The sequence below is a fragment of the Sphingobacterium cavernae genome (assembly GCF_008520265.1).
Taxonomy (GTDB): domain Bacteria; phylum Bacteroidota; class Bacteroidia; order Sphingobacteriales; family Sphingobacteriaceae; genus Sphingobacterium; species Sphingobacterium cavernae.
In genome coordinates this window covers 1-20,301 of the sequence record NZ_VIQM01000024.1, presented here as the reverse complement: position 1 = coordinate 20,301, position 20,301 = coordinate 1, and the positions used below count along the sequence as shown (strand labels likewise).

Below are 20,301 nucleotides of genomic sequence, written 5' to 3'. Positions count from 1 at the left end.
TATATGAAAAACCAACTTTTCAAAAAGAAAAGTGTTGACCAGATACTACTTGATGCAGAGACTAAAGGTAGTGGACTAGCTAAAATATTAGGTGTTCGGGATTTGGTTTCGTTGGGAATAGCTGCTATCGTCGGTGCTGGGATTTTTAGTACAATTGGTTTGGCGTCATATAATGGTGGCCCTGCCGTATCGATGTTATTCGTTTTTGTTGCCTTTGCTTGTGTTTTTACAGCACTTTCTTATGCTCAGTTTGCAAGTACAGTTCCAGTTTCAGGATCTGCTTACACTTACGCATATGTGGCCTTCGGCGAATTATTTGCATGGATTATTGGATGGGCATTGGTTTTAGAATATGCGGTTTCCAATATGGTAGTCGCTATTTCATGGTCGCAATATTTTGTGTCAATGCTCGAAGGATTTGGGATACATCTCCCCAAATGGATGACAATGGCTCCGGGATATGCCACAGAAGCGCACGCAAAAATGCTTGAAGTAGGCGTTGATAAATTGACTGGAATTGACAAAATCGCTTTGCAAGCATATGAAACTGCGCCTAAAATAGGAGAGATACCTATCATTTTTGATATGCCAGCAGGGTTAATCACCGTATTGGTGACGTGGTTGGTTTATATTGGAATAAAAGAATCACAACGAGCAAGTAATATTATGGTTATCGTTAAGATTGGGATAATATTGGCTGTAATCTTTGGAGGTCTTTTCTTCGTCAAACCAGAAAACTGGACACCATTCGCACCCAACGGACTTGGAGGTGTGATGAGTGGTGTTGCAGCTGTTTTCTTTGCTTTCATTGGTTTTGACTCGATTTCGACTACGGCTGAAGAGTGTAAAAATCCACAACGTGACCTGCCAAGAGCGATGATTTATTGTTTGGTAATTTGCGCTGTCTTATATGTGTTGATTACTTTGGTTTTGACAGGAATGGTTAATTATACGGAATTGAATGTGAAAGATCCATTGGCTTATGTTTTCCAATATGTTGGGTTTGACCATATGGCAGGAATTATTTCGGTAACATCTGTAATTGCTATTACTAGTGCATTATTGGTATTCCAATTGGCACAGCCGCGCATTTGGATGACGATGAGTCGCGATGGTTTATTGTGGAAAAAATTCGCTACAATCCATCCCAAATATAAAACTCCATCGTTTGCTACAATTGTTACAGGTTTTGTGGTAGCAATTCCAGCATTATTTTTCAAAATGGATTTCTTTGTGGATTTGACTTCAGTAGGGACATTCTTTGCTTTTATATTAGTTTGTGCAGGTGTACTTTATATGGATAAATCGGGGCTTTCTGCGAAGTCTAAATTTAAAGTGCCTTACGTCAATGGAAAATATATAGTCGGATTGAGTTTTATTGTGGGAATAGGGTTGATGTATTTGTATGGTCAAGATAGCTTGGCAGAATGGAAAACTTTGGGTGCTTCGGAAGTTATTTTACATAAATCGCTCGTGCTTATATTCTGGCTGACTTGGTTAATAATGAGTATTCTTTCTTATAAGCATAATTTTTCGTTGCTTCCAGTGATTGGAATATTAGTCAACCTGTATCTGATGACAGAGTTAGGTGCCAGTAATTGGTTTATATTTATAATTTGGTTAGCGATTGGATTGGTAATCTACTTTATGTATGGGTACAAAAATTCAAAATTAAGAACACAGGAATAAAAGAAATTTACATAAAGAATTAAAATAATACAGCCACTTCAGAAAGAGTGGCTGTATTATTTTAATTAGTTCGATGAAGTCGAATATTCTCTGTTGTCGGAATATTAAGCGGAACTCTTTCCAGTGTTACAAAACTGCTGTCTAAACCAAAGCCCTTTTCTTCACTTAAACTGAATCGGCGTAGAATTTTGTAGATTTCCATTACAATACGATTTGGCCAAGTCAAAGCAGAAGTTTTGGTAAATACCTTCTCCAATACGACAAAGTTGAAATCTCCCGGAATTTTGTGTTTCTTAAGCGTGTCGTATTGACTGATGATGTCTACTTCGCCTTTTTGAACCATATCTTCCACAACTTTTCGGAAAAGTAAACTCACGCGTTGTTCTTCCCGAAATCCTAATTTGAAATCTATTCGAATTAATTTGCCTGGAATTAATTGTTCCACCGTATATTCTCTACCGTGAGGTGCATCAGTCACATCTACGTGAACAAACCAATATACATCAGCGCGTTTTGGTTTTTTATTTAAAATGGAATAGATGACTTTAGCTTCAATTTCATGTTTGTTATTTGCACTAGTTAGATATACCAGTTGAGACGCAAATGTTGGCACCGAACGATCTTTACTGAGCTCATCAATAATAGGGAAATACTCGTCTATCGCTACAAAACGGACAAATTCATTTTTAATTTTACGCGCTCTAAACCATGCATACATAATTATAAATATACTTGCTGCAAGAAGTAGTGTCAACCATCCTCCATGCGTAATCTTAACGCCATTACCAAAGAGAAAAGTTACTTCTATGGTAAAGTACACAACAGCAAAAACTCCGATCAACAGTTTGTTGATTCTACGTCTCAACATGAAGAAGATCATTAAGATTGTCGTAGACAAAAACGTTAAATTGATTGCCAATCCATAAGCGGCCTCCATATTACTGGATTTTTCGAATACGAAAATTATCAGCATACAGCCAATAAATAATATCAAATTTATGGATGGAACGTATAATTGCCCTTTTTGATTACTTGGATACCGAATGCTAACCTTCGGCCATATATTCAATCTTACAGCTTCAGATATTAATGTAAATGATCCTGTTATCATCGCTTGACTGGCTATGACAGCAGCAATTGTCGCAATTGCAATTCCATATACTAAAAACCATTCTGGCATTATGGAGTAAAATGGATTCATTTCTCCGATAGATTGACCATCATGTGCAATCAACCACGCGCCTTGTCCAAAATAATTTAAAATGAGGGTTAATTTTACGAATATCCAGCTTACACGGATATTATCCTTTCCACAGTGTCCCATATCCGAATACAAGGCTTCCGCACCGGTAGTACACAAGAATATAGCACCAATTATAAATAAGGCATTAGGGTAGTGGATTATGGTTTGTAATGCATAATATGGATTGATAGCTTTTAATATTTCTGGAGCATGATCAATAGCATTAAACCCAAGAATCCCAATAACACTAAACCAAACCAACATTAGTGGCCCAAATACTCTTCCAACAATTGAAGTTCCAAAACGCTGTATCAAAAATAGACAAGATATAATTGCAATAACGATTGGTACTGTCGGAATGTCTGGATTAAAAATTGCAAGACCCTCAATTGCAGAGGAAATGGTAATAGCAGGGGTAATCATGCCATCTGCTAACAGCGTGGAGGCACCTACAATAGCAGGAATAATAAGCCATTTCGCTTTACGTCGCACAAGCGAGTAAAGGGATAATATTCCTCCTTCACCCTTATTATCTGCATTCAAGGTAATAAGGACATATTTAATTGTTGTCTGAATTGTCAATGTCCACAATACACAGGAAACACAGCCTATAACCAAGTCCTTGTTAATAATATTGTTGTTGAAAATAGCTTTAAAAACATATAATGGTGAAGTACCGATATCACCGAAAATAATGCCTAGGGAAATTAATAAACCTGCTCCACTGAGCCGATTCAAGTGTGGATTATGGTGGGAGCCCATATATTTCTTTTATCTTATAATATTTATTTCGGTAGCCAATTTATAGCAATTATTCGACATAACGAATAATCTTGTTAAAAATTGTTAATTGTTCAAAAAAAATATTTATTTTTAACTCCTGATAACCAAAATCGAGTTACATTTGTAATATCGATTAAATGAATAAAAGATTTCAATCTTAAACCACAACCATCATTAATTGTCGAATAGAGAAGATGAATAGAATTAATTTAAAAGTTGGTAATATGTTGAAAGTTAGAGTACTTGCTCTAGCCATATTCTCTTTTGGGTTCTTCGGTTCTGCTGTTTATGCAAATTCTTTGCCCGTTGATGCTTCAATGTCAATAGATAGAGAAAAAGAAACCGCCGACAAATTGATTACCAATGTGAAAGCTTCTTATAATCCCGTGGTTGAACAAATCGTTGTTTCATTTAACTTGGCTAAGCAATCTTCTGTAACAATCAAATTAATGGATGCTTTGGGCAATGAAGTTTTGCATCTGTTCAACGGTAATCTAGATGAGGGCAATCAAAATCATCTTTTTGACTCGAATGAAAAAGTTACTCCTGGCTTTTATTTTTTGCGTGTAGCTTCAGGCTCTGAAACTATTGTAAAACGTATTTCCATTAAATAAAATTACTTTTATCTTTCTTATTTTGATTTATAGCTGTGGATTATATCTTCCATTTGGCTAAACTCATGCTCAATATCAGTATTTTCCTTTTTCGTAAATAAAGACACCACAATTGTTGCTAAAAAGCTAATTGCAAATCCAGGAATAATTTCATACAATTCTTTGAAATTATGTGGAATATAGACCCACCCCAATACTGTCAAAGCACCTAGTATCATTCCTGTCAATGCGCCTTGCGTAGTTGTGTTTTTCCAAAATAGCGAAAGAATAATTAACGGTCCAAAGGCGGCAGCAAAACCAGCCCATGCATTTCCTACAAGATTAAGAATGCTATCTTTTGGTGTTAAGGAAAGTAAAAAGGCAACAATTGCGACTAATAAAACAGCTATTCTACTGATGATTAACAAATATTTTGAGCTCGCATCTCGTTTGATAAACGCTTTGTAGATATCTTCTGTCATCGAGCTCGAAGTCACTAATAATTGCGAAGAAATAGTACTCATAACGGCAGCTAAAATCGCGGAAAGTAAAAATCCTCCAATCAATGGATGAAACAAGTACCGGGAGAAAAATATAAAGACAGTTTCCGCATTTTCTTTAGAACCATCAAAAAATGCCATTTTTTCGGGTAACTGGGCAGATGTGTAAGCAATTGCAAATAATCCAACAAGAATAGCTCCACCAATCGTTAAAATCATCCAGCCGATTCCCACACGTCTTGCCTTGGTTAATTCTCTTACGTCATTAATAGCCATAAAACGTACCAAAATATGAGGCTGTCCAAAATAACCTAATCCCCATGCAAGCAATGAAACAATACTTACGACTGAACTTCCTTTTAATATATCTAAGTAAAATGAATTCTTAGCTTCGATAATACGCAATGTATTAGTAAATCCATCAAGATCCATTAACATCACGGCAGGAACTAGAACTAGGGCAATTAACATAATTGTTCCCTGCACAAAATCTGTTAGACTAACTGCTAGAAAACCACCAAGAAATGTGTATAGCACGACCACGAAGCTCGTGACAATGAGTCCAGTGCTGTAATCCATTCCAAAAGCAGATTCAAACAATCTTCCTCCCGAAACCATCCCTGCTGAGGTATAAAGCGTGAAGAATACGAGAATTAGGATACTAGCCACGATTTTGAGTAATTGTGATTTGTCTTTAAATCGATTTTCAAAGAAAACGGGTAGAGTAATTGAATTATTCGATATTTCGGTGTAAACTCTTAGTCTTGGTGCGATGAGTACATAATTTAAATAAGCTCCAATGGTCAATCCTATGGCTATCCATGTAGCTGAAATACCAGACAAATACACCGCTCCTGGCACTCCCATCAATAGCCAACCGCTCATGTCTGCAGCACCTGCGGATAAAGCAGTAACTACTGCGCCCATTTTTCTGCCGCCAATCAGAAAATCATCTGAACTGTTTTTAGTCTTTGCGTACGAATAAAATCCTATAAGGATCATTAATAACATATATAAACCGATAGAAATGTATTCGTATGTATTCATAAAAATAGCTTTATTGAATCGAAGATAGTCAAAAGCAACAAAAAAGCGTTATTCTTTTGGAATAACGCTTCATGTATCAGCGAATTTTGTGTTTATTTCTTTTCTTCCAAGAATCTTTCGATGTCTTTTGGATTTTTAACCTTATTTTTTGTCAGAGCTAGATTTATAACCTCCGACATTTCAGTTACGTAATGGAAATTCATGTCTTTAATGTAATCTTCTTTGATTTCCAAAATATCTTTTTGATTGGATTTACAAAGAATAATCTCTTTGATGTTAGCGCGTTTTGCTGCCAAAATCTTTTCTTTGATACCGCCTACAGGAAGAACTTTGCCACGTAAAGTAATTTCACCTGTCATCGCCAATTTTTCTTTTACTTTACGCTGCGTAAATAAAGAAGTCAACGCTGTCAACATGGTGATACCTGCTGAGGGGCCGTCTTTTGGTGTAGCTCCTGCGGGTACGTGGATATTGACATCCCACGTATCAAATACTTTGTAGTTAATACCGAATTCATCTGCATGCGAGCGCAAATATGCCATTGCAATTGCTGCAGACTCTTTCATCACATCGCCCAAATTACCAGTCAAACTTAATTTTCCTTTGCCTGGACTCAAGCTTGATTCGATGAAAAGAATATCGCCACCTACAGCCGTCCAAGCCAATCCTGTTACAACACCAGCTACATCGTTATTTTCATAGATATCTTTATCAAAAATTGGTGCGCCTAATACCTCCTCGACCATATCTGCATTGATGTTTGCAGCATAAGGTTTCTCCATTACGATTTTTGTCGCGACACCACGTACGATTGAACCAATCTTTTTTTCTAAACCGCGAACTCCCGATTCACGTGTGTATTCTTCGATTACTTTCTCAATGATTTTTCCTGACAAGGCAACATCTTTCGCACCAAGGCCGTGCATTTCACGTTGCTTTGGTAATAAATGCTTCTTCGCAATCTCAATTTTCTCTTCAATGGTATAACCGTTCACTTCGATGATTTCCATTCTATCCAATAATGCGGGCTGAATTGAGCTCAATGAATTCGCAGTAGCGATAAACATCACTTTGGATAAATCGTATTCCATTTCTACATAATGATCGTAGAAATTGGTGTTTTGCTCAGGATCTAATACCTCCAATAAAGCAGATGAAGGATCACCTTTGAAGTCAGCACCCAATTTATCGATTTCATCCAATACAAAAACAGGATTCGAAGTTCCAGCTTTTTTCAACGATTGGATAATACGACCTGGCATAGCTCCGATATAAGTTTTACGATGACCTCTGATTTCCGCTTCATCACGAACACCACCTAACGCCATACGTGTATACTTACGACCCAAAGCTTTCGCAATTGATTTTCCTAGGGACGTCTTACCGACTCCCGGAGGGCCAACAAGACATAAAATAGGTGCCTTCATATCGTTTTTCAGCTTTAATACCGCCAAATATTCGATAATACGTTGCTTCACTTTTTCTAAACCGTAATGGTCTTTGTCCAAAACCTTAACCGCACGATTTAAGTCAAATTTATCTTTAGTGAATTCACCCCAAGGTAAATCCAACAGCAATTCAAGGTAATTCAATTGCACCGAATAATCAGCTGCAGCAGGATTGATACGCGCTAACTTTTCTAATTCTTTAGAGAAATGTTTGCTGACATCTTCTGGCCATTTCTTAGATTTACCACGAGCGCTTAAGTTTTCAATTTCCAAATCAGGCGTATTTCCACCCAATTCTTCTTGAATAGTCTTAAGTTGTTGATTTAAGTAATAATCGCGTTGTTGCTTATCTAAATCAATTCGAACTTTGTTTTGAATCTGATTTTTAAGCTCCAACATTTGGACTTCCATTGTCAAATGCTCTAACAAAAGTTTAGCTCTTTTGACAAAATCTTTCATCTCCAACAATTCTTGCTTCGCTTGAAGTTCCAACGCTAAGTTTGAAGAAATGAAATTCACCAAGAAAGTAGGGCTTTCAATGTTTTTGATAGCGATACCTGCTTCCGAAGGAAGATTTGGCGACAACTGAATAATTTGTAAAGCCAGTTCTTTAATTGAAGAAATCAATGCTTTGAATTCCTTACTACTCGTTTTTGGCTTTTCTTCAGCAAAGCGTTCTACTTTAGCTTTGATATATGGCTCTGATTGAACAAGTTCATTTAGCTTAAAACGTTGTTTACCTTGGATAATGACAGTAGTATTACCATCAGGCATTTGCAACACTTTGATAATACTTGCTACGGTTCCAATTTTATTTAGCTGATCGAAATCAGGATCTTCAACGCTCATATCTTTTTGAGATACGACGCCGATAGTTTTTTCGCCTTTGTACGCTTCTTTGACTAATTTAATGGATTTATCACGTCCTACAGTAATAGGAATTACTACTCCAGGAAATAAAACAGTATTTCGTAACGGCAGGATAGCTAATATTTCAGGTATATCTTCGTTTCGCATTTCATCTTCATCTTGCTGACTCAATAGTGGGAAAAATTCCGTATCCTCATTGATAATGGGGATTGCTTGATTGAAGTCGAACGTGTTAAATTTGCTCATATGTATATTGTTCCTTCTCCGACAAGATGTCAGATTTGTATGTATATTTTAAATCTTTGTAATACGTTATAGTATATTGCAAGTGGAATGCCAAATACAAATTTGGTATCATTTGTGCTATATGAATTGCGTTTACTGCTATTTCGTCAGCAATATAATTGCTGTATGGCAGTTTTAGAAATTAATTAGAAATGGATATTTTCGATTTAGAACATGTAGAATGTGGAAATGTTTATAAGTATTTGTTGACGGCTTAAACTTAATGTGGCAAATTTACTCTAATTAGGATAGAAACAATTAAAAATACACGATATGAACTTTAATTATTTGAGCAGATTGAAATCAGTGAAAATTGGCTTTTCAACGTTGGCTTTAGCGATGCTTGCATTAACTGCATCTGCACAACAACAAGAGGAGCACAAAAATCCAAATGTACGTTTGGGACAAAAAGCATTATTGGATGGTGATTTTAAATCGGCTGTTACGCATTTACAAAAAGCTCTTCCTGCCGAAGCAAATGATCCTAATGTACTTTATCTTTTGGGGTATTCGCAATTTCAATCTACAGATTTCAAAAAAGCTGCTGATACATTTGGCAAAGTAGTCGCACTAGATGCCAAAAATGCTAATGCATTGTATTACAAAGCGAAAGCCAATAATACTTTAGCCGTAGAAAAAGATTCTAAATTAACAGTTGCACAAAAAGAGCAGTTATTACAATCTGTTGTAGCAGATTATACTAAAGCAATCGCAATCAATGCTAGCGATGCTAAATTATATCAAAATCGTGCGGTAGCGTATAGAGATTTAGGTATCTTGAAGGGTACAGCAGGTGCTGCTGGTTATAACAAACAAATCGCAACTGATGCTTATACTAAAGCGGTGGCTGATTATGAGAAAGTATTAAGCTATGATGCGAATAGAAAGGACATTCAAACAGAGCTTAAAAAAGCAAAAGTTTACAGAGATCTTTTAAAATAACAACAAACAACAATTAAATATGAAGACGAAGTGCGTAATGCATTTCGTCTTTTTTTTATTGAATTCGTGTGTATGTTTTGCTTATAAAAGCAATTGAGGATTCCATCAATTTTTGTAATGCTTCCACATTGATATCACTTAATTTCTTGATATAAATACAGGCTTTGGCTACTTTAAACTTTCCGAGATCGTCTAGTAAGTACTTGTGCTCTTCAGCTCCAGTATAGACGTAAAGTGAAATGGCAGCTTTGCGTGGCGAAAATCCTAAAAGCGGTGCTTCTCCGCTGTGTCCTGAGTCATATTTGTACTGATATTTGCCAAAACCAACGATGGTTGGTCCATACATTTTAGCTTTTTCTCCCGTAGCTTTTTCCATTAAATTAATGAATTCTAAGCTATCTTCGCGCTTTTGAATATCTTCTACCGTATTGATGAAATCTAATACGTTTGCATCGGTAAATTGTGTCTTGTTTTGTGCCATTCTTCAGCAATCAAGATTATTCGCGTTTTTAAATATAAGCGTTAGTTTCGGATGTATGCTCTACGAACGATTTGAAACTGTTTAATATGGCTTGCCAACCTTCCTTTTGCATTTCTACAGAATTCATGTTTTCCGCTTCGAAGTCAATAATTATTGTGGTTTTATTTGATTGATGCTGAAAATTAATAAAGACTTTTCTGTCATCATCCATGTTGTAAACAATTTTTTGATTGGGGATTACATCCAAATACTCACCTTCAAAGTCAAACCCAAAGCTACCATCTTTAGCTTCCATTCTATTTTTAAATCTACCACCAATGCGCAAATCGTTAGAAGATGATGGACAATGCCAATCTGGACTTGCTTGATTCCATTTCGTGATCGATTCGGGATTATTATAGTGATGCCATACTGTTTCTAATGGCGCATTAATTTCGGTTTCAATATGTATCAATTGTTTTTCCATCTTTTAAAGTTTGTATTTATCATGAAGACCCTTCCCAGATAAAATCATCGGAGCAATTTTTTCTAGGCGAGATGCTTTTGTTTTATCTAGTTTGGCTTCATTGATATATTGAATGTATTCTTTCTGACGCCCAGCAGTCAAAGCATTAAAAGCTTTGTTGAGATCTGAATTATTCACTAATTCTTCTTTTAAAATTCCTATTGGCTCTAATATTTTTCTTTCGATAGGAATAAACTTTCCATCCAGAATCGTTTGTATGCTATCGTTGATATATTCTAAAATTTTATCCTCATCAAACTGAGCACTTTCTTGCAAACGCCATTGCCGCAAAGATTTCGTTTTTCCTTCTGTCGCAGCCACTAAAACTTTGTAAGGATCAGCTAAAAACACCCCATTGTAAAACCAAATGGAGAAAAAATGTTTAAAACCAGCCCAGCCGACAACATTTTTGCCCTCATACGTATACATATCCATGCCCCATTTAATTTGTTTTTTAAGGCTTGTTTTTTGAATCAATTGTGCCATCTTTTCGTACAACTCTTCCCACTGCCCGCGATAAGCAGTCCAATTTGGACTTTTTTTATCTTTTAATAGATTAACATTAAAAAGTACAATGGATTCTATGAGCTTTCTATTCAATGGGGTTTCATTTGAGATTTGTATTGCTCCTTTAGAAGTTTTATAACCTGAAAGTTGATTTTTAAATGCTTCAATAGCATCAGGTCCGGGATAAATCCCAATGTGTTTTTTGAATTGTCCAAAATGTATTAGATTCCCATTATATTTATACGTTGGCATTCCATATGAAATTGTTTCTTTGGTCCCGATTGGTACTATTCCTGCGATTATTGATCGTAACTCATGTAGTTTTACCTGTCTTTCATTTTCCTGAAAAGCGATATAAGCATCTATATTTTCAAATTCAGTATTCATTGCCGTTTAATGTTTCATAAAATCGAAAGCTCCTTGACGAAGATTGATTCCGTATTCCAAATAAGCCTTTAGGCATGCGAGAAAGTTTGCCCAACCTTCTGTCTGTCCAATAGCCTGTTTGATACCTTCTTCATCTGGATTAAATTTACCTTCTTTGACTCGAACTACAGTTGTCATAGGCGAAGTTTTTTCTAGAAATATTTCGACTAGCATATCGGGATCACCACCACTCCAATCAAAGGAAATGTAATCGTATGGTTGGACGATTTGTCTTTCCACAGGAAATATATCGTCAAATTCTGGAAACTTCCAATCAACAGTGGATTTATTGTCTAGTCTATCACTTCCACTTTCAATAAAATATTTGTTCATTTTATTAGGGTCTACAATTGCTTCGTACACTACTTCAATTGGTTTAAGTATTTGGATGGATGCTTTGGCTGTAATTATTTGGTCCATATCGTTAGTTGTTAAAAATTATATGTTCTTTTAGAACAAATTTGTACTGTACTCTGTTTTACTTTAAAACATTATAAACTAAGAATTATACATTATGAAAAAGTATTTCACCTTATTATGGGAGCGATCGTTGTTGTTAATTATGTTCGTTTTCACATCGGTTCAAACATTTGCACAAGACAAAGGGCTTGATATAGATGTAGATATTAATAAAAATGATGATGATTTGTTTGCAAAACCATGGGTGTGGATTGTAGGAGCTGCAGTATTTATTTTGATTTTGGTAGCAATTCTTCGAGGCAGTAAAAAATAGTATTTTTGTTTGGTAATGTAAGTTAATTACAAAGGTAGGTTGCATATATGTGCAACCTACTTATTTTAGAATACCTTGTGGAGCGAATATTGATCAGCCATTTCGCTTTCTATGATATTACCTGTGCTGTCCGATTGTAATAATACATTCTCTCCAACTTTATACTTTGTATCTATTTCTTTTCCTTTCAAATGCACTACGCTACCATTGTTGTGCCACATGAATTTACCTGTATCTTGAAGTGTCGTATTGTGCTCCAAATATTCTGCGTAATATGCGTATGTACCATCTTCGTAAAGCTTGACTGTGGTAAGAATTCCTGGACAATCGGCGCATGGAATTGTGTCTTGATATACTCCAGCCCAATCTAAAGAATTTTCGGAAGTATGAGAGTCAATTACAGCAACGCTGTCTTGTTCTTGCTGACTTTCTTTTTTATCAGCGCTATTCTGGCAGCTTAGCGTAATTAAGGTGAGAGTTGCGCTTAAAAAGGCAAAAGTATTTTTCATCGTGCAGTTAATTAAAGTATATTTGTTTATGACTTTGAACGAATTATTACAACAATTAGAATCAAAACAAATAGTATTCAAAGATGTTTTGGCTCACATAGAAGAAAACTACAATTACACGCCTTCTGCATTTACAAATGGTACACAGCAAAATTCAGCGTCAGAAAATCAAGGTAGTGCACGTGTTCTTTTTTTTGCAGCATTAAATAAGTTGACTCAAGGACAAACTTTAAGGCTTTTTGCAGAACATTATGATGCGGTATTGTCGACACCAGAAGGTACAGATCATCAAAATATTCGCCAATTCATGGCTAATGGTTGGGATGCTGTTCAATTTGAAAATGCCGTTCTTTTTACAAAATAAATCGAAGAGGTAATCTCTTCGATTTATTGTTCTAGATTGGCTTTCATATTGACTAATCCCTGTTTGAAATCTTCGTTCATATCGTAGAATAAAGTGAAAATATTGAATGGAAAAGGAATTTTTCCGTTTATTTCCCAAGTTACTTTACTTTGATTGTGCGCGATAGAATCTACTTCGATAAAGGATTTGTTGGCTTCACCCTCGCCGTTAAAATACAAATCCATTTCTACGCGTTTTCCTTCCACCACATTGGTTATTACTTGCTTTCCATCACCTACTTTATCACTTTTCCAAGTGTACGTAAAGCCAACAGTTCCATCTTCACCGCTATATTCTTTTTGAATATTAGGGTCTTGAGGTGACCAATTGTCATAGTCTCCTTGTTTTTTGATCTGTTTGACGTAATCAAATACCTCGTTGGATCTCCTATTGATAATTAATTCACTTCCTGCATGAAAAGTTTTCGGCAAAACAGCAGCAATGAGGAGGACAATCACCACAAGAGCAAAAATTGCGATAAGTACATTTTTTAAAATCTTCATAACATTCTAGTTAGTTTAATTGGTAGGCAAGTTCGCTTAATTTGAGCATTGTGTTTAAGTTTCGACCTGTCGAAATCACTTTTAATTTCTGCTCGATAAATGGATTTGAAAGTTTGGAATTAGCCATTCCTTGCGGAACGTAAAAATAAAAAACGTCATCTTTAATTTCGTATTTTTCGTCACTTATATTAATACGAGCAAATTTTTCTAAATCCGAAGAATCAGGTTTTTTATCTAGTAAAGTTATAAATACACGATTTCCTTCTTCACCATTTTGGAATGGATTATTATGTAAAATGTGTTGCAATGAATCTGTATTCAGCACAAAAACATGTACGCTCAACCCAAACTCCTGACTAATAATTTGTTGAACTTTCAATATAATATCCGGAGCTGATAAATCTGATTGAAGAATAATATTACCACTTTGGATATAGGTTTTGACATAGTGAAAATTAGCTTTTTCAAGATGACTTTTTAATTCGGCCATCTTGATACTATTTTTTCCAGCAACATTTACTGCGCGTAGTAAAATAATGAAAGTTTCCATTAAATTACTTATTCAAATTTTCTATTTCCTTCAAAATGAATCATCCAAGCTATTCCGAATTGATCAGTGAATGAAGAAAATAATTCCGCAAAAAAGGCATCACCTAGAGGCATTTCCATATTCTGAGCATTCACAGAAAGTGAATTGTATAATTTATGTGCTTCTTCTGCTGTATCAACATCTAGCATAACGTAAGTTGTTGTTCCTGCGGTAGCTTTTTGTCCAAAAGTTTCCAAACAATCAGATCCCATAAGCGTACTGTACTCGTTTAAAGGTAAACCGACATGCATTATTTTGTTTTTATCTGCTTCAGGAACTGTATAACTAGGATCTTCGGGCATATCACCAAATCGATATATACCAGTAAATTCAGCATTAAAAACACCTTTGTAGAAATTGAATGCTTCTTCGCAATTTCCGTTGAAATTAAGATAGGAATGAACTTTTGCCATAATAATTAAGTTTATATATAGTTATTTCTCTATTAAAGTAAGGTATTTATTTCTATTGTCAATGATTACCCAAAGGATGACAAGCAGAAAAGCACCAGCCATAGGTAAGCCTTCAGGCGCATAATAGATATGTTGTAGCATAATTCCGACCATAATAGGGAATAATACAATTGCGCCTAAAGCTCTTGTTTTAGGAATTATCAATAACACACCTCCCAGAATCTCTACAATTGCTATTAATGGCATTAGCCATTCTATCCTTCCAAAAGCTTCATTCACTTTTGTCAACTCCTCACTTAATTCGGGTGTAGGGATGTAATGAAATAGTTTATTCAATCCGGCATTGATAAACATTAGTCCGGCTAATAAGCAGACGATAAACTTAAAGATTTTCATTGTTTTAGTATTGCGGTTAGCTTTTTTATTCAAAAAAATTATTTTCAAATCTATTACAAAATTTAAGCAAAAAACTTGGCATAAGGAAAGATTTAAACAAACAATAAAAATATAATTTCTTCATATAGCCAATTCTAATCCAAATAATCCATTACCTTTGCAGCTGAAGCAAACTGGTTCTATCGCTGTCCTGTAATGGGAGAGAGGAAAGTCCGGGCAACATAGAGCAACACGCTTCCTAACGGGAAGGATGCCCATTTGGGTAGACAGAAAGTGCCACAGAGAATATACCGCCAAGCGTTCGCGCAGGGTAAGGGTGAAAACGTGAGGTAAGAGCTCACGGTCTTGTATGGTAACATACATTACGGTAAACCTCGTGTGTTGAAAAACCAAATAGGTTGCGAGAGTCAAGGGCTGCTCGTTCTTTTTTCTTAGGAAAGCTCGCAATGGGTAGGTTGATGGAGCTTGTGCGCGAGTGCAAGCCTAGATAAATGATAGAAATCCTTACACAAGGATACAGAACCCGGCTTACAAGGTTTGCTTCTTTTTGTTTTTCTCTCTTATTTTCTTATTTTGTTGACCAATCAAATTATACATAAACACTATGGCAACAGTTTTAATTATTGATGACGAAAGACCGATACGCAGTTCTCTTCGTGATATCTTGGAATATGAAGATTATAAAGTATTGGATGTTGATAATGGAGCCGATGGTTTGGAAATATTAAAGAAGGAGAAGATTGATCTTGTTCTTTGTGATATCAAAATGAATAAAATGGACGGTATGGAAGTTCTTGGCGCTGCTAAGGAATTTTCGGACGTGCCGATTATCATGATTTCTGGCCACGGAACAATTGAAACTGCTGTAGAGGCTGCGCGAAAAGGCGCTTTTGATTTTCTAGAAAAGCCTTTGGATTTGAATCGCTTACTTATTACGGTTCGCAATGCATTGGAAAAAGGAACTTTGGTCAAAGAAACAAAAGTCTTAAAGCGTAAAGTTTCAAAAACAAAAGAAATATTAGGGGATTCACACGGAATTTCATTGATCAAAGACAGTATTGATAAAGTGGCACCAACAGATGCACGCGTATTAATTACTGGAGCAAATGGGTCGGGTAAGGAGTTAGTTGCAAGATGGTTGCATGAAAAATCTAATCGCTCTTCTGCGCCTTTGATAGAGGTGAACTGTGCTGCTATTCCGTCGGAATTGATTGAATCTGAACTATTCGGTCACGAAAAAGGTTCTTTCACTTCAGCTATAAAACAACGTATTGGGAAGTTTGAACAGGCAAGTGGCGGAACACTATTTTTGGACGAGATAGGAGATATGAGCCTTTCGGCACAGGCTAAGGTCCTGCGTGCCTTACAAGAGAATAAAATCACGCGTGTAGGAGGTGAGAAAGAAATTTCGGTAGATGTACGCGTTATTGCTGCGACAAATAAGGATTTGTTAAAAGAAATCGATGCGGGTAATTTCCGTATGGACTTATACCACCGATTGAGTGTAATTCTGATTCATGTTCCTTCATTAGCGGAGCGTCGTGATGATATCCCGACTTTAGCATCGACGTTTTGTGCAGAGATATGTGAGGAATATAATATTCCAACTAAACCAATAACTACGGATGCCATGAAAGCTTTACAAGCTTTACCTTGGACAGGTAATATTCGTGAGCTGCGCAATATGGTGGAGCGTTTGATCATTTTGAGTGGAAAAGAAATTACAGATTCTGATGTGAATATATTTGCTAATCCTTCAGTTTCGACGCACAATTCAAAAGTATCTGGTTCCTCGATGATTGATATGGATAGAATGGAAACCTATGCAGACTTTTTGAATTTCGCAGAGGAGAAATTCATTGCGCATAAATTGAATAAAAATGGGGGAGACATCGTTCAGACAGCACTGAAAATTGGCGTCTCGGAAGAGGAATTAAAAGGTAAACTTGCTAAATTTAAGCTATAACAAAAGAGGTTGTGAAATATATATTCACAACCTCTTTTGCTTTTAATGATTGAACTTACGTTTTTGTCTATTGTAAAGAATAACTATTACAACAAGGAGTAGGATGGCACCAATAATAATAAAACCAGCTGAAGAACTATTTTCCTCTACCTGATCAGTTTGAGCCCATCCCAAACTAGCCCATAACGATAAGAAAAATATGCCACCTAACTTTCTCATAAAATTTGAATATAACGTTAACTATTAAATCTAATGAATTAAAGCTTGACAAACAATAGATTTAAGACTTTTTAACGTTTTATTGTCTATGTAAAAGTTTGATTTTAATTTATTTAAAATCGTTAATCATACATAGTTTGATTCTAGGTAATTTCCGCTAGGAAATAACCATCTTGATTGATTAAATCTCGCTTGTCAATAATCTCTTGCAGATTAATGTAGCCAATCACATACTTTGATTTTTCACCGTAAAAACGCTCTGTGATAGATTTGAATTCAATGTTTTCTAACACGTCTTCGTCTTCGTAACGCAAGTAAACTTTCAAATCGTAGTTTGTAGAGTATTGCAATTCTTTAGATTCCAAATGTTTTTTGTACTCATATCGGTAATCATAGCGTAGTGCTGCTATATCCGAAAGTACAGCCGAGCCTGTAGGATGACCACCTGCACCTTTGCCGTAGAAGAATTGCTCGTCCGCAAACGCTGCCTTTACCAATACACCGTTATTTTCGTTCTCTACATTATATAGGATATTGTCGTTGGTGATAAATTTTGGCAAAACATACAATACAACTTCACTATTACTGATCTCTTTAGCAAAAGGAATTAGCTTGATTTTAAAGTTTTTTTCTTTTGCGTAGCGAATGTCGTTATCGTTTAATTTGTCAATTCCAAGATTTAAGATAGTCTCCGGATTTACAAACAAGCCATACGCGTGTGAGGCAACGATAGTCAATTTGTATTTTGGATCATAACCACCAACGTCCAAAATTGGGTTTGTCTCCGCAAAACCTAGCTCTTGGGCTTTTTTCAATGCATCGGCATAACTTTGACCTTCATTGAAAATTTTGGATAGAATATAGTTTGAAGAACCATTGAAAATACCGCTTATAGAATGTAAAAGCTCATTATCGTAGTATTCTTCCAAATTGCGAATAATCGGAATACTTCCACAGACAGCACCTTCATACAATAGGGAAGTGCCATGTTGTTGTTGGATTTCTGTTAATTCCTCTAAATGTGTAGCGATCATTTTTTTATTTGCAGACACCACGTTCTTACCTGAAGAAAGTGCTTTTTTGGTGATTTCAAAAGCAGCATCCGCATCATCAATCAATTCAACTACAGTATTGATTTCAGGATCATTCAGAATAACATTTGCATCCGTTGTGAATAGTTCAGCAGGCAAGGATCTTTTCTTGTCTGCATTCTTGATCACAAATTTTTTAATCTCTAAGTTTAAGTTTTTTGTCTTAATAATATCGTACAGTCCTTGTCCGACCACGCCAAACCCGAACATACCGATAGTAAGTTTTTTACTCATATGTAGCTTTAATAGTTCTTTTCTTTCCTTATGTATGTTTTCTAAAAAAAATTAAGTAGTCATCAGACTACTTAATTTTTTCGAATGCTTGTTCTAAATCAGCTTTGATATCGTCGATATGTTCAATACCAACAGACAAACGCAACGAACCTGGGAAAACGCCTGCTTTAGTTTGCTCTTCAGTACTCAATTGTTGATGAGTCGTTGCTGATGGATGTATTATCAAAGATTTAGCATCACCAACATTTGCTAAGTGACTAACTAATTCTAGTGAATCGATAAATTGATCCGCTTTCTCAGCGCCACCTTTAATCGAGAATGAAAGAACAGCACCGTATCCATTTTTCAAATATTTTTGTGCATTTTGATGATGCGGATGACTTTTCAATCCCGGATAACTTACTTTTTCCACTTGTGGATGTGCTTCCAACCATTGCGCGATTTCTAATGCATTATCAACGTGACGTTGTACACGTAAAGACAATGTTTCTAAACCTTGCAATAATAAGAAAGAGTTGAAAGGAGATAGGGCTGGGCCAAAATCTCTTAAGCCTTCAACACGTGCGCGAATAGCAAACTGGATATTACCGAAAGGACCATTTTCGCCAAACACATCAGCAAAAACTAATCCATGGTATCCTTCTGATGGTTCAGAAAATTGGTTGAACTTACCGTTACCCCAATTGTAGTTACCGCCATCAATGATTACACCACCAATACTCGTTCCATGACCACCGATCCATTTTGTAGCTGATTCAACGACTACATTTGCGCCATGTTCTAATGGTTTGAACAAATATCCGCCTGCACCGAACGTATTATCTACGATTAAAGGTAAATCATGTTTACGTGCAACAGCTGCGATTTTCTCGAAATCTGGAATATTATAACTTGGATTTCCGATAGTTTCTACATAAATAGCTTTTGTTTTATCGTCAATTAATGCTTCAATGTTGTCAGCATCTGAATCTGCTGCAAATCGAACATCTATTCCAAGTCTCTTGAATGCAACTTTGAATTGATTATACGTACCACCATATAAGTTCGCGCCTGCAACAAAATTATCACCGCTCTCTAAAATATTGTTCAAAGCGATAAATTGTGCTGCCTGACCAGAAGAAACTGCTAACGCCGCTACTCCACCTTCTAACGATGCGATTCTCTTTTCGAATACATCCGTAGTAGGATTCATGATACGTGTGTAGATATTACCAAATTGCTTTAAAGCAAATAGATTAGCACCATGTTCTGCATTTTCAAATACGTATGATGAAGTCTGATATATAGGAACAGCTCTTGAGCCAGTAGTAGGGTCTACATCTTGTCCTGCGTGGACTTGTAAAGTTTCAAATTTTAAATTTTTATTCTCAGCCATTTTCTTTTCTGTTTTTTTAGGTTATTAAATATATGTATTTATTCTATAAATAATGCGAAATTTGGTCGTCATAATCGTATATTACAATGCTAAAGCATGGTAAATACGGACGACTAGCGCATTCGGATAGAAAGTAATACGGAATTATTTGGTAGCAAGATTTGTGTGTACTTATCAAGTACAGTAGTATATGAATACTTCGAAATTGTAAATTTTGTCATAGTCTATTTTTATTTATATGCTCTAAAACAATCTTGTTTTAGACAGGATTTGGCACCTTTTCAATCCTTATTGAAGGTTGCCAGTGGGTCATTGAGCCAGTCTCTCGCCACTTCTTTATAAATCAAGACCAATATTGAAAAGGTATTGATTAGGAATACTCTACTAAAGTACTCGACAAATATAGTGGATTTTTTAGAAAATCAAAAGTATTTGAAAAATAATAGTAAAAATAAAGTCCAACCAGCGAGATTGGACTTTATTGGGTTTGGTTGATTGCTGATTTCATTGCATTAGAATTTCAAATGTTTTACGGTTAAACCATTATTAAT

General features: G+C 35.7%; 21 protein-coding genes, 1 other RNA gene and 1 riboswitch. Of the genes, 7 read left to right on the top strand and 15 right to left on the bottom strand.

Translation table 11 applies throughout. From position 1 onward, the window contains the following. Nucleotides 1-3 precede the first annotated feature (3 nt). Nucleotides 4-1,689, top strand: a complete 1,686-nt coding sequence (locus tag FLS47_RS03560) for an amino acid permease (protein WP_149913020.1) — start codon at nucleotides 4-6, stop codon at nucleotides 1,687-1,689. 61 nt (nucleotides 1,690-1,750) lie between these two features. Here the strand turns inward: FLS47_RS03560 and FLS47_RS03555 are convergent, their stop codons facing one another. Beyond that, a complete protein-coding gene (locus tag FLS47_RS03555) occupies nucleotides 1,751-3,694 on the bottom strand; it encodes a KUP/HAK/KT family potassium transporter (RefSeq protein ID WP_149913019.1) in 1,944 nt (647 codons plus the stop codon). Nucleotides 3,695-3,909: 215 nt separating this feature from the next. Between FLS47_RS03555 and FLS47_RS03550 the strand changes: the two genes are divergently transcribed. Further along, entirely contained in the window at nucleotides 3,910-4,329 is a 420-nt protein-coding gene (locus tag FLS47_RS03550) for a T9SS type A sorting domain-containing protein (RefSeq protein WP_149913018.1), read from the top strand. A gap of 17 nt (nucleotides 4,330-4,346) precedes the next feature. Here the strand turns inward: FLS47_RS03550 and putP are convergent, their stop codons facing one another. Together putP and lon are read right to left on the bottom strand one after the other, a co-directional pair. Next, nucleotides 4,347-5,855 (bottom strand): sodium/proline symporter PutP, encoded by a 1,509-nt coding sequence (putP, locus tag FLS47_RS03545; protein WP_149913017.1) that lies wholly within the window; start codon nucleotides 5,853-5,855, stop codon nucleotides 4,347-4,349. Between the two features lie 92 nt (nucleotides 5,856-5,947). After that, complete coding sequence (lon, locus tag FLS47_RS03540; RefSeq protein ID WP_149913016.1) at nucleotides 5,948-8,419, bottom strand: endopeptidase La; 2,472 nt, start codon at nucleotides 8,417-8,419, stop codon at nucleotides 5,948-5,950. A gap of 312 nt (nucleotides 8,420-8,731) precedes the next feature. Here lon and FLS47_RS03535 point away from each other — a divergent pair, with 312 nt between their 5' ends. Then, complete coding sequence (locus FLS47_RS03535) at nucleotides 8,732-9,400, top strand: CDC27 family protein (RefSeq protein ID WP_149913015.1); 669 nt, start codon at nucleotides 8,732-8,734, stop codon at nucleotides 9,398-9,400. A gap of 55 nt (nucleotides 9,401-9,455) precedes the next feature. On the opposite strand, the gene FLS47_RS03530 is transcribed toward FLS47_RS03535, so the two are convergent. From FLS47_RS03530 to FLS47_RS03510, 4 genes are read right to left on the bottom strand one after another with little or no spacing between them, the layout of a single operon-like run. Continuing rightward, the gene (locus FLS47_RS03530) at nucleotides 9,456-9,881 is read right to left on the bottom strand and encodes a DUF1801 domain-containing protein (RefSeq protein ID WP_149913014.1); all 426 of its coding nucleotides are present in this window, start codon (nucleotides 9,879-9,881) and stop codon (nucleotides 9,456-9,458) included. 28 nt (nucleotides 9,882-9,909) lie between these two features. Further along, nucleotides 9,910-10,347 (bottom strand): SRPBCC family protein, encoded by a 438-nt coding sequence (locus tag FLS47_RS03525; protein ID WP_149913013.1) that lies wholly within the window; start codon nucleotides 10,345-10,347, stop codon nucleotides 9,910-9,912. A 3-nt stretch (nucleotides 10,348-10,350) separates the two neighbouring features. After that, the gene (locus FLS47_RS18385; protein WP_223225117.1) at nucleotides 10,351-11,280 is read right to left on the bottom strand and encodes a DUF1801 domain-containing protein; all 930 of its coding nucleotides are present in this window, start codon (nucleotides 11,278-11,280) and stop codon (nucleotides 10,351-10,353) included. A 6-nt stretch (nucleotides 11,281-11,286) separates the two neighbouring features. After that, nucleotides 11,287-11,739 (bottom strand): SRPBCC domain-containing protein, encoded by a 453-nt coding sequence (locus tag FLS47_RS03510; protein ID WP_149913012.1) that lies wholly within the window; start codon nucleotides 11,737-11,739, stop codon nucleotides 11,287-11,289. A 94-nt stretch (nucleotides 11,740-11,833) separates the two neighbouring features. On the opposite strand from FLS47_RS03510, the gene FLS47_RS03505 reads away from it, so the two are divergent. Next, on the top strand, nucleotides 11,834-12,052 hold the full coding sequence (locus tag FLS47_RS03505; RefSeq protein WP_149913011.1) for a hypothetical protein: 219 nt from the start codon (nucleotides 11,834-11,836) through the stop codon (nucleotides 12,050-12,052). 65 nt (nucleotides 12,053-12,117) lie between these two features. On the opposite strand, the gene FLS47_RS03500 is transcribed toward FLS47_RS03505, so the two are convergent. Beyond that, nucleotides 12,118-12,561, bottom strand: a complete 444-nt coding sequence (locus FLS47_RS03500; RefSeq protein ID WP_149913010.1) for a copper resistance protein NlpE — start codon at nucleotides 12,559-12,561, stop codon at nucleotides 12,118-12,120. A gap of 28 nt (nucleotides 12,562-12,589) precedes the next feature. Between FLS47_RS03500 and FLS47_RS03495 the strand changes: the two genes are divergently transcribed. Then, a complete protein-coding gene (locus FLS47_RS03495) occupies nucleotides 12,590-12,925 on the top strand; it encodes a HopJ type III effector protein (RefSeq protein WP_149913009.1) in 336 nt (111 codons plus the stop codon). A gap of 23 nt (nucleotides 12,926-12,948) precedes the next feature. On the opposite strand, the gene FLS47_RS03490 is transcribed toward FLS47_RS03495, so the two are convergent. Genes FLS47_RS03490 through FLS47_RS03475 form a run of 4 tightly spaced genes read right to left on the bottom strand, consistent with a single transcriptional unit; the run spans nucleotide 12,949 to nucleotide 14,865 of the window. Next, nucleotides 12,949-13,467: an SRPBCC family protein gene (locus FLS47_RS03490; protein ID WP_149913008.1), complete on the bottom strand. Its 519-nt coding sequence runs from the start codon at nucleotides 13,465-13,467 to the stop codon at nucleotides 12,949-12,951. 10 nt (nucleotides 13,468-13,477) lie between these two features. Further along, on the bottom strand, nucleotides 13,478-14,017 hold the full coding sequence (locus FLS47_RS03485) for a DUF1697 domain-containing protein (protein WP_149913007.1): 540 nt from the start codon (nucleotides 14,015-14,017) through the stop codon (nucleotides 13,478-13,480). Between the two features lie 8 nt (nucleotides 14,018-14,025). Continuing rightward, nucleotides 14,026-14,469 (bottom strand): VOC family protein, encoded by a 444-nt coding sequence (locus FLS47_RS03480; RefSeq protein ID WP_149913006.1) that lies wholly within the window; start codon nucleotides 14,467-14,469, stop codon nucleotides 14,026-14,028. Between the two features lie 21 nt (nucleotides 14,470-14,490). Then, entirely contained in the window at nucleotides 14,491-14,865 is a 375-nt protein-coding gene (locus tag FLS47_RS03475) for a DoxX family protein (RefSeq protein ID WP_149913005.1), read from the bottom strand. Nucleotides 14,866-15,031: 166 nt separating this feature from the next. Here FLS47_RS03475 and rnpB point away from each other — a divergent pair. After that, an RNA gene (gene rnpB / locus FLS47_RS03470) (RNase P RNA component class A) lies at nucleotides 15,032-15,412 on the top strand. 57 nt (nucleotides 15,413-15,469) lie between these two features. Then, nucleotides 15,470-16,831 carry a sigma-54-dependent transcriptional regulator gene (locus tag FLS47_RS03465; RefSeq protein WP_149913004.1) on the top strand — a complete coding sequence of 454 codons (1,362 nt, stop codon included), beginning with the start codon at nucleotides 15,470-15,472 and terminating at the stop codon, nucleotides 16,829-16,831. Between the two features lie 42 nt (nucleotides 16,832-16,873). Here FLS47_RS03465 and FLS47_RS18215 read toward each other — a convergent pair whose 3' ends face one another. From FLS47_RS18215 to FLS47_RS03455, 3 genes are all read right to left on the bottom strand, one after another. Further along, nucleotides 16,874-17,050: a hypothetical protein gene (locus FLS47_RS18215; RefSeq protein WP_188347349.1), complete on the bottom strand. Its 177-nt coding sequence runs from the start codon at nucleotides 17,048-17,050 to the stop codon at nucleotides 16,874-16,876. A gap of 143 nt (nucleotides 17,051-17,193) precedes the next feature. Beyond that, on the bottom strand, nucleotides 17,194-18,375 hold the full coding sequence (locus tag FLS47_RS03460) for a homoserine dehydrogenase (RefSeq protein WP_149913003.1): 1,182 nt from the start codon (nucleotides 18,373-18,375) through the stop codon (nucleotides 17,194-17,196). Nucleotides 18,376-18,442: 67 nt separating this feature from the next. Then, entirely contained in the window at nucleotides 18,443-19,750 is a 1,308-nt protein-coding gene (locus tag FLS47_RS03455; RefSeq protein WP_149913002.1) for an O-acetylhomoserine aminocarboxypropyltransferase/cysteine synthase family protein, read from the bottom strand. 231 nt (nucleotides 19,751-19,981) lie between these two features. Continuing rightward, nucleotides 19,982-20,095, bottom strand: a riboswitch (SAM riboswitch). Nucleotides 20,096-20,301: the final 206 nt, after the last annotated feature.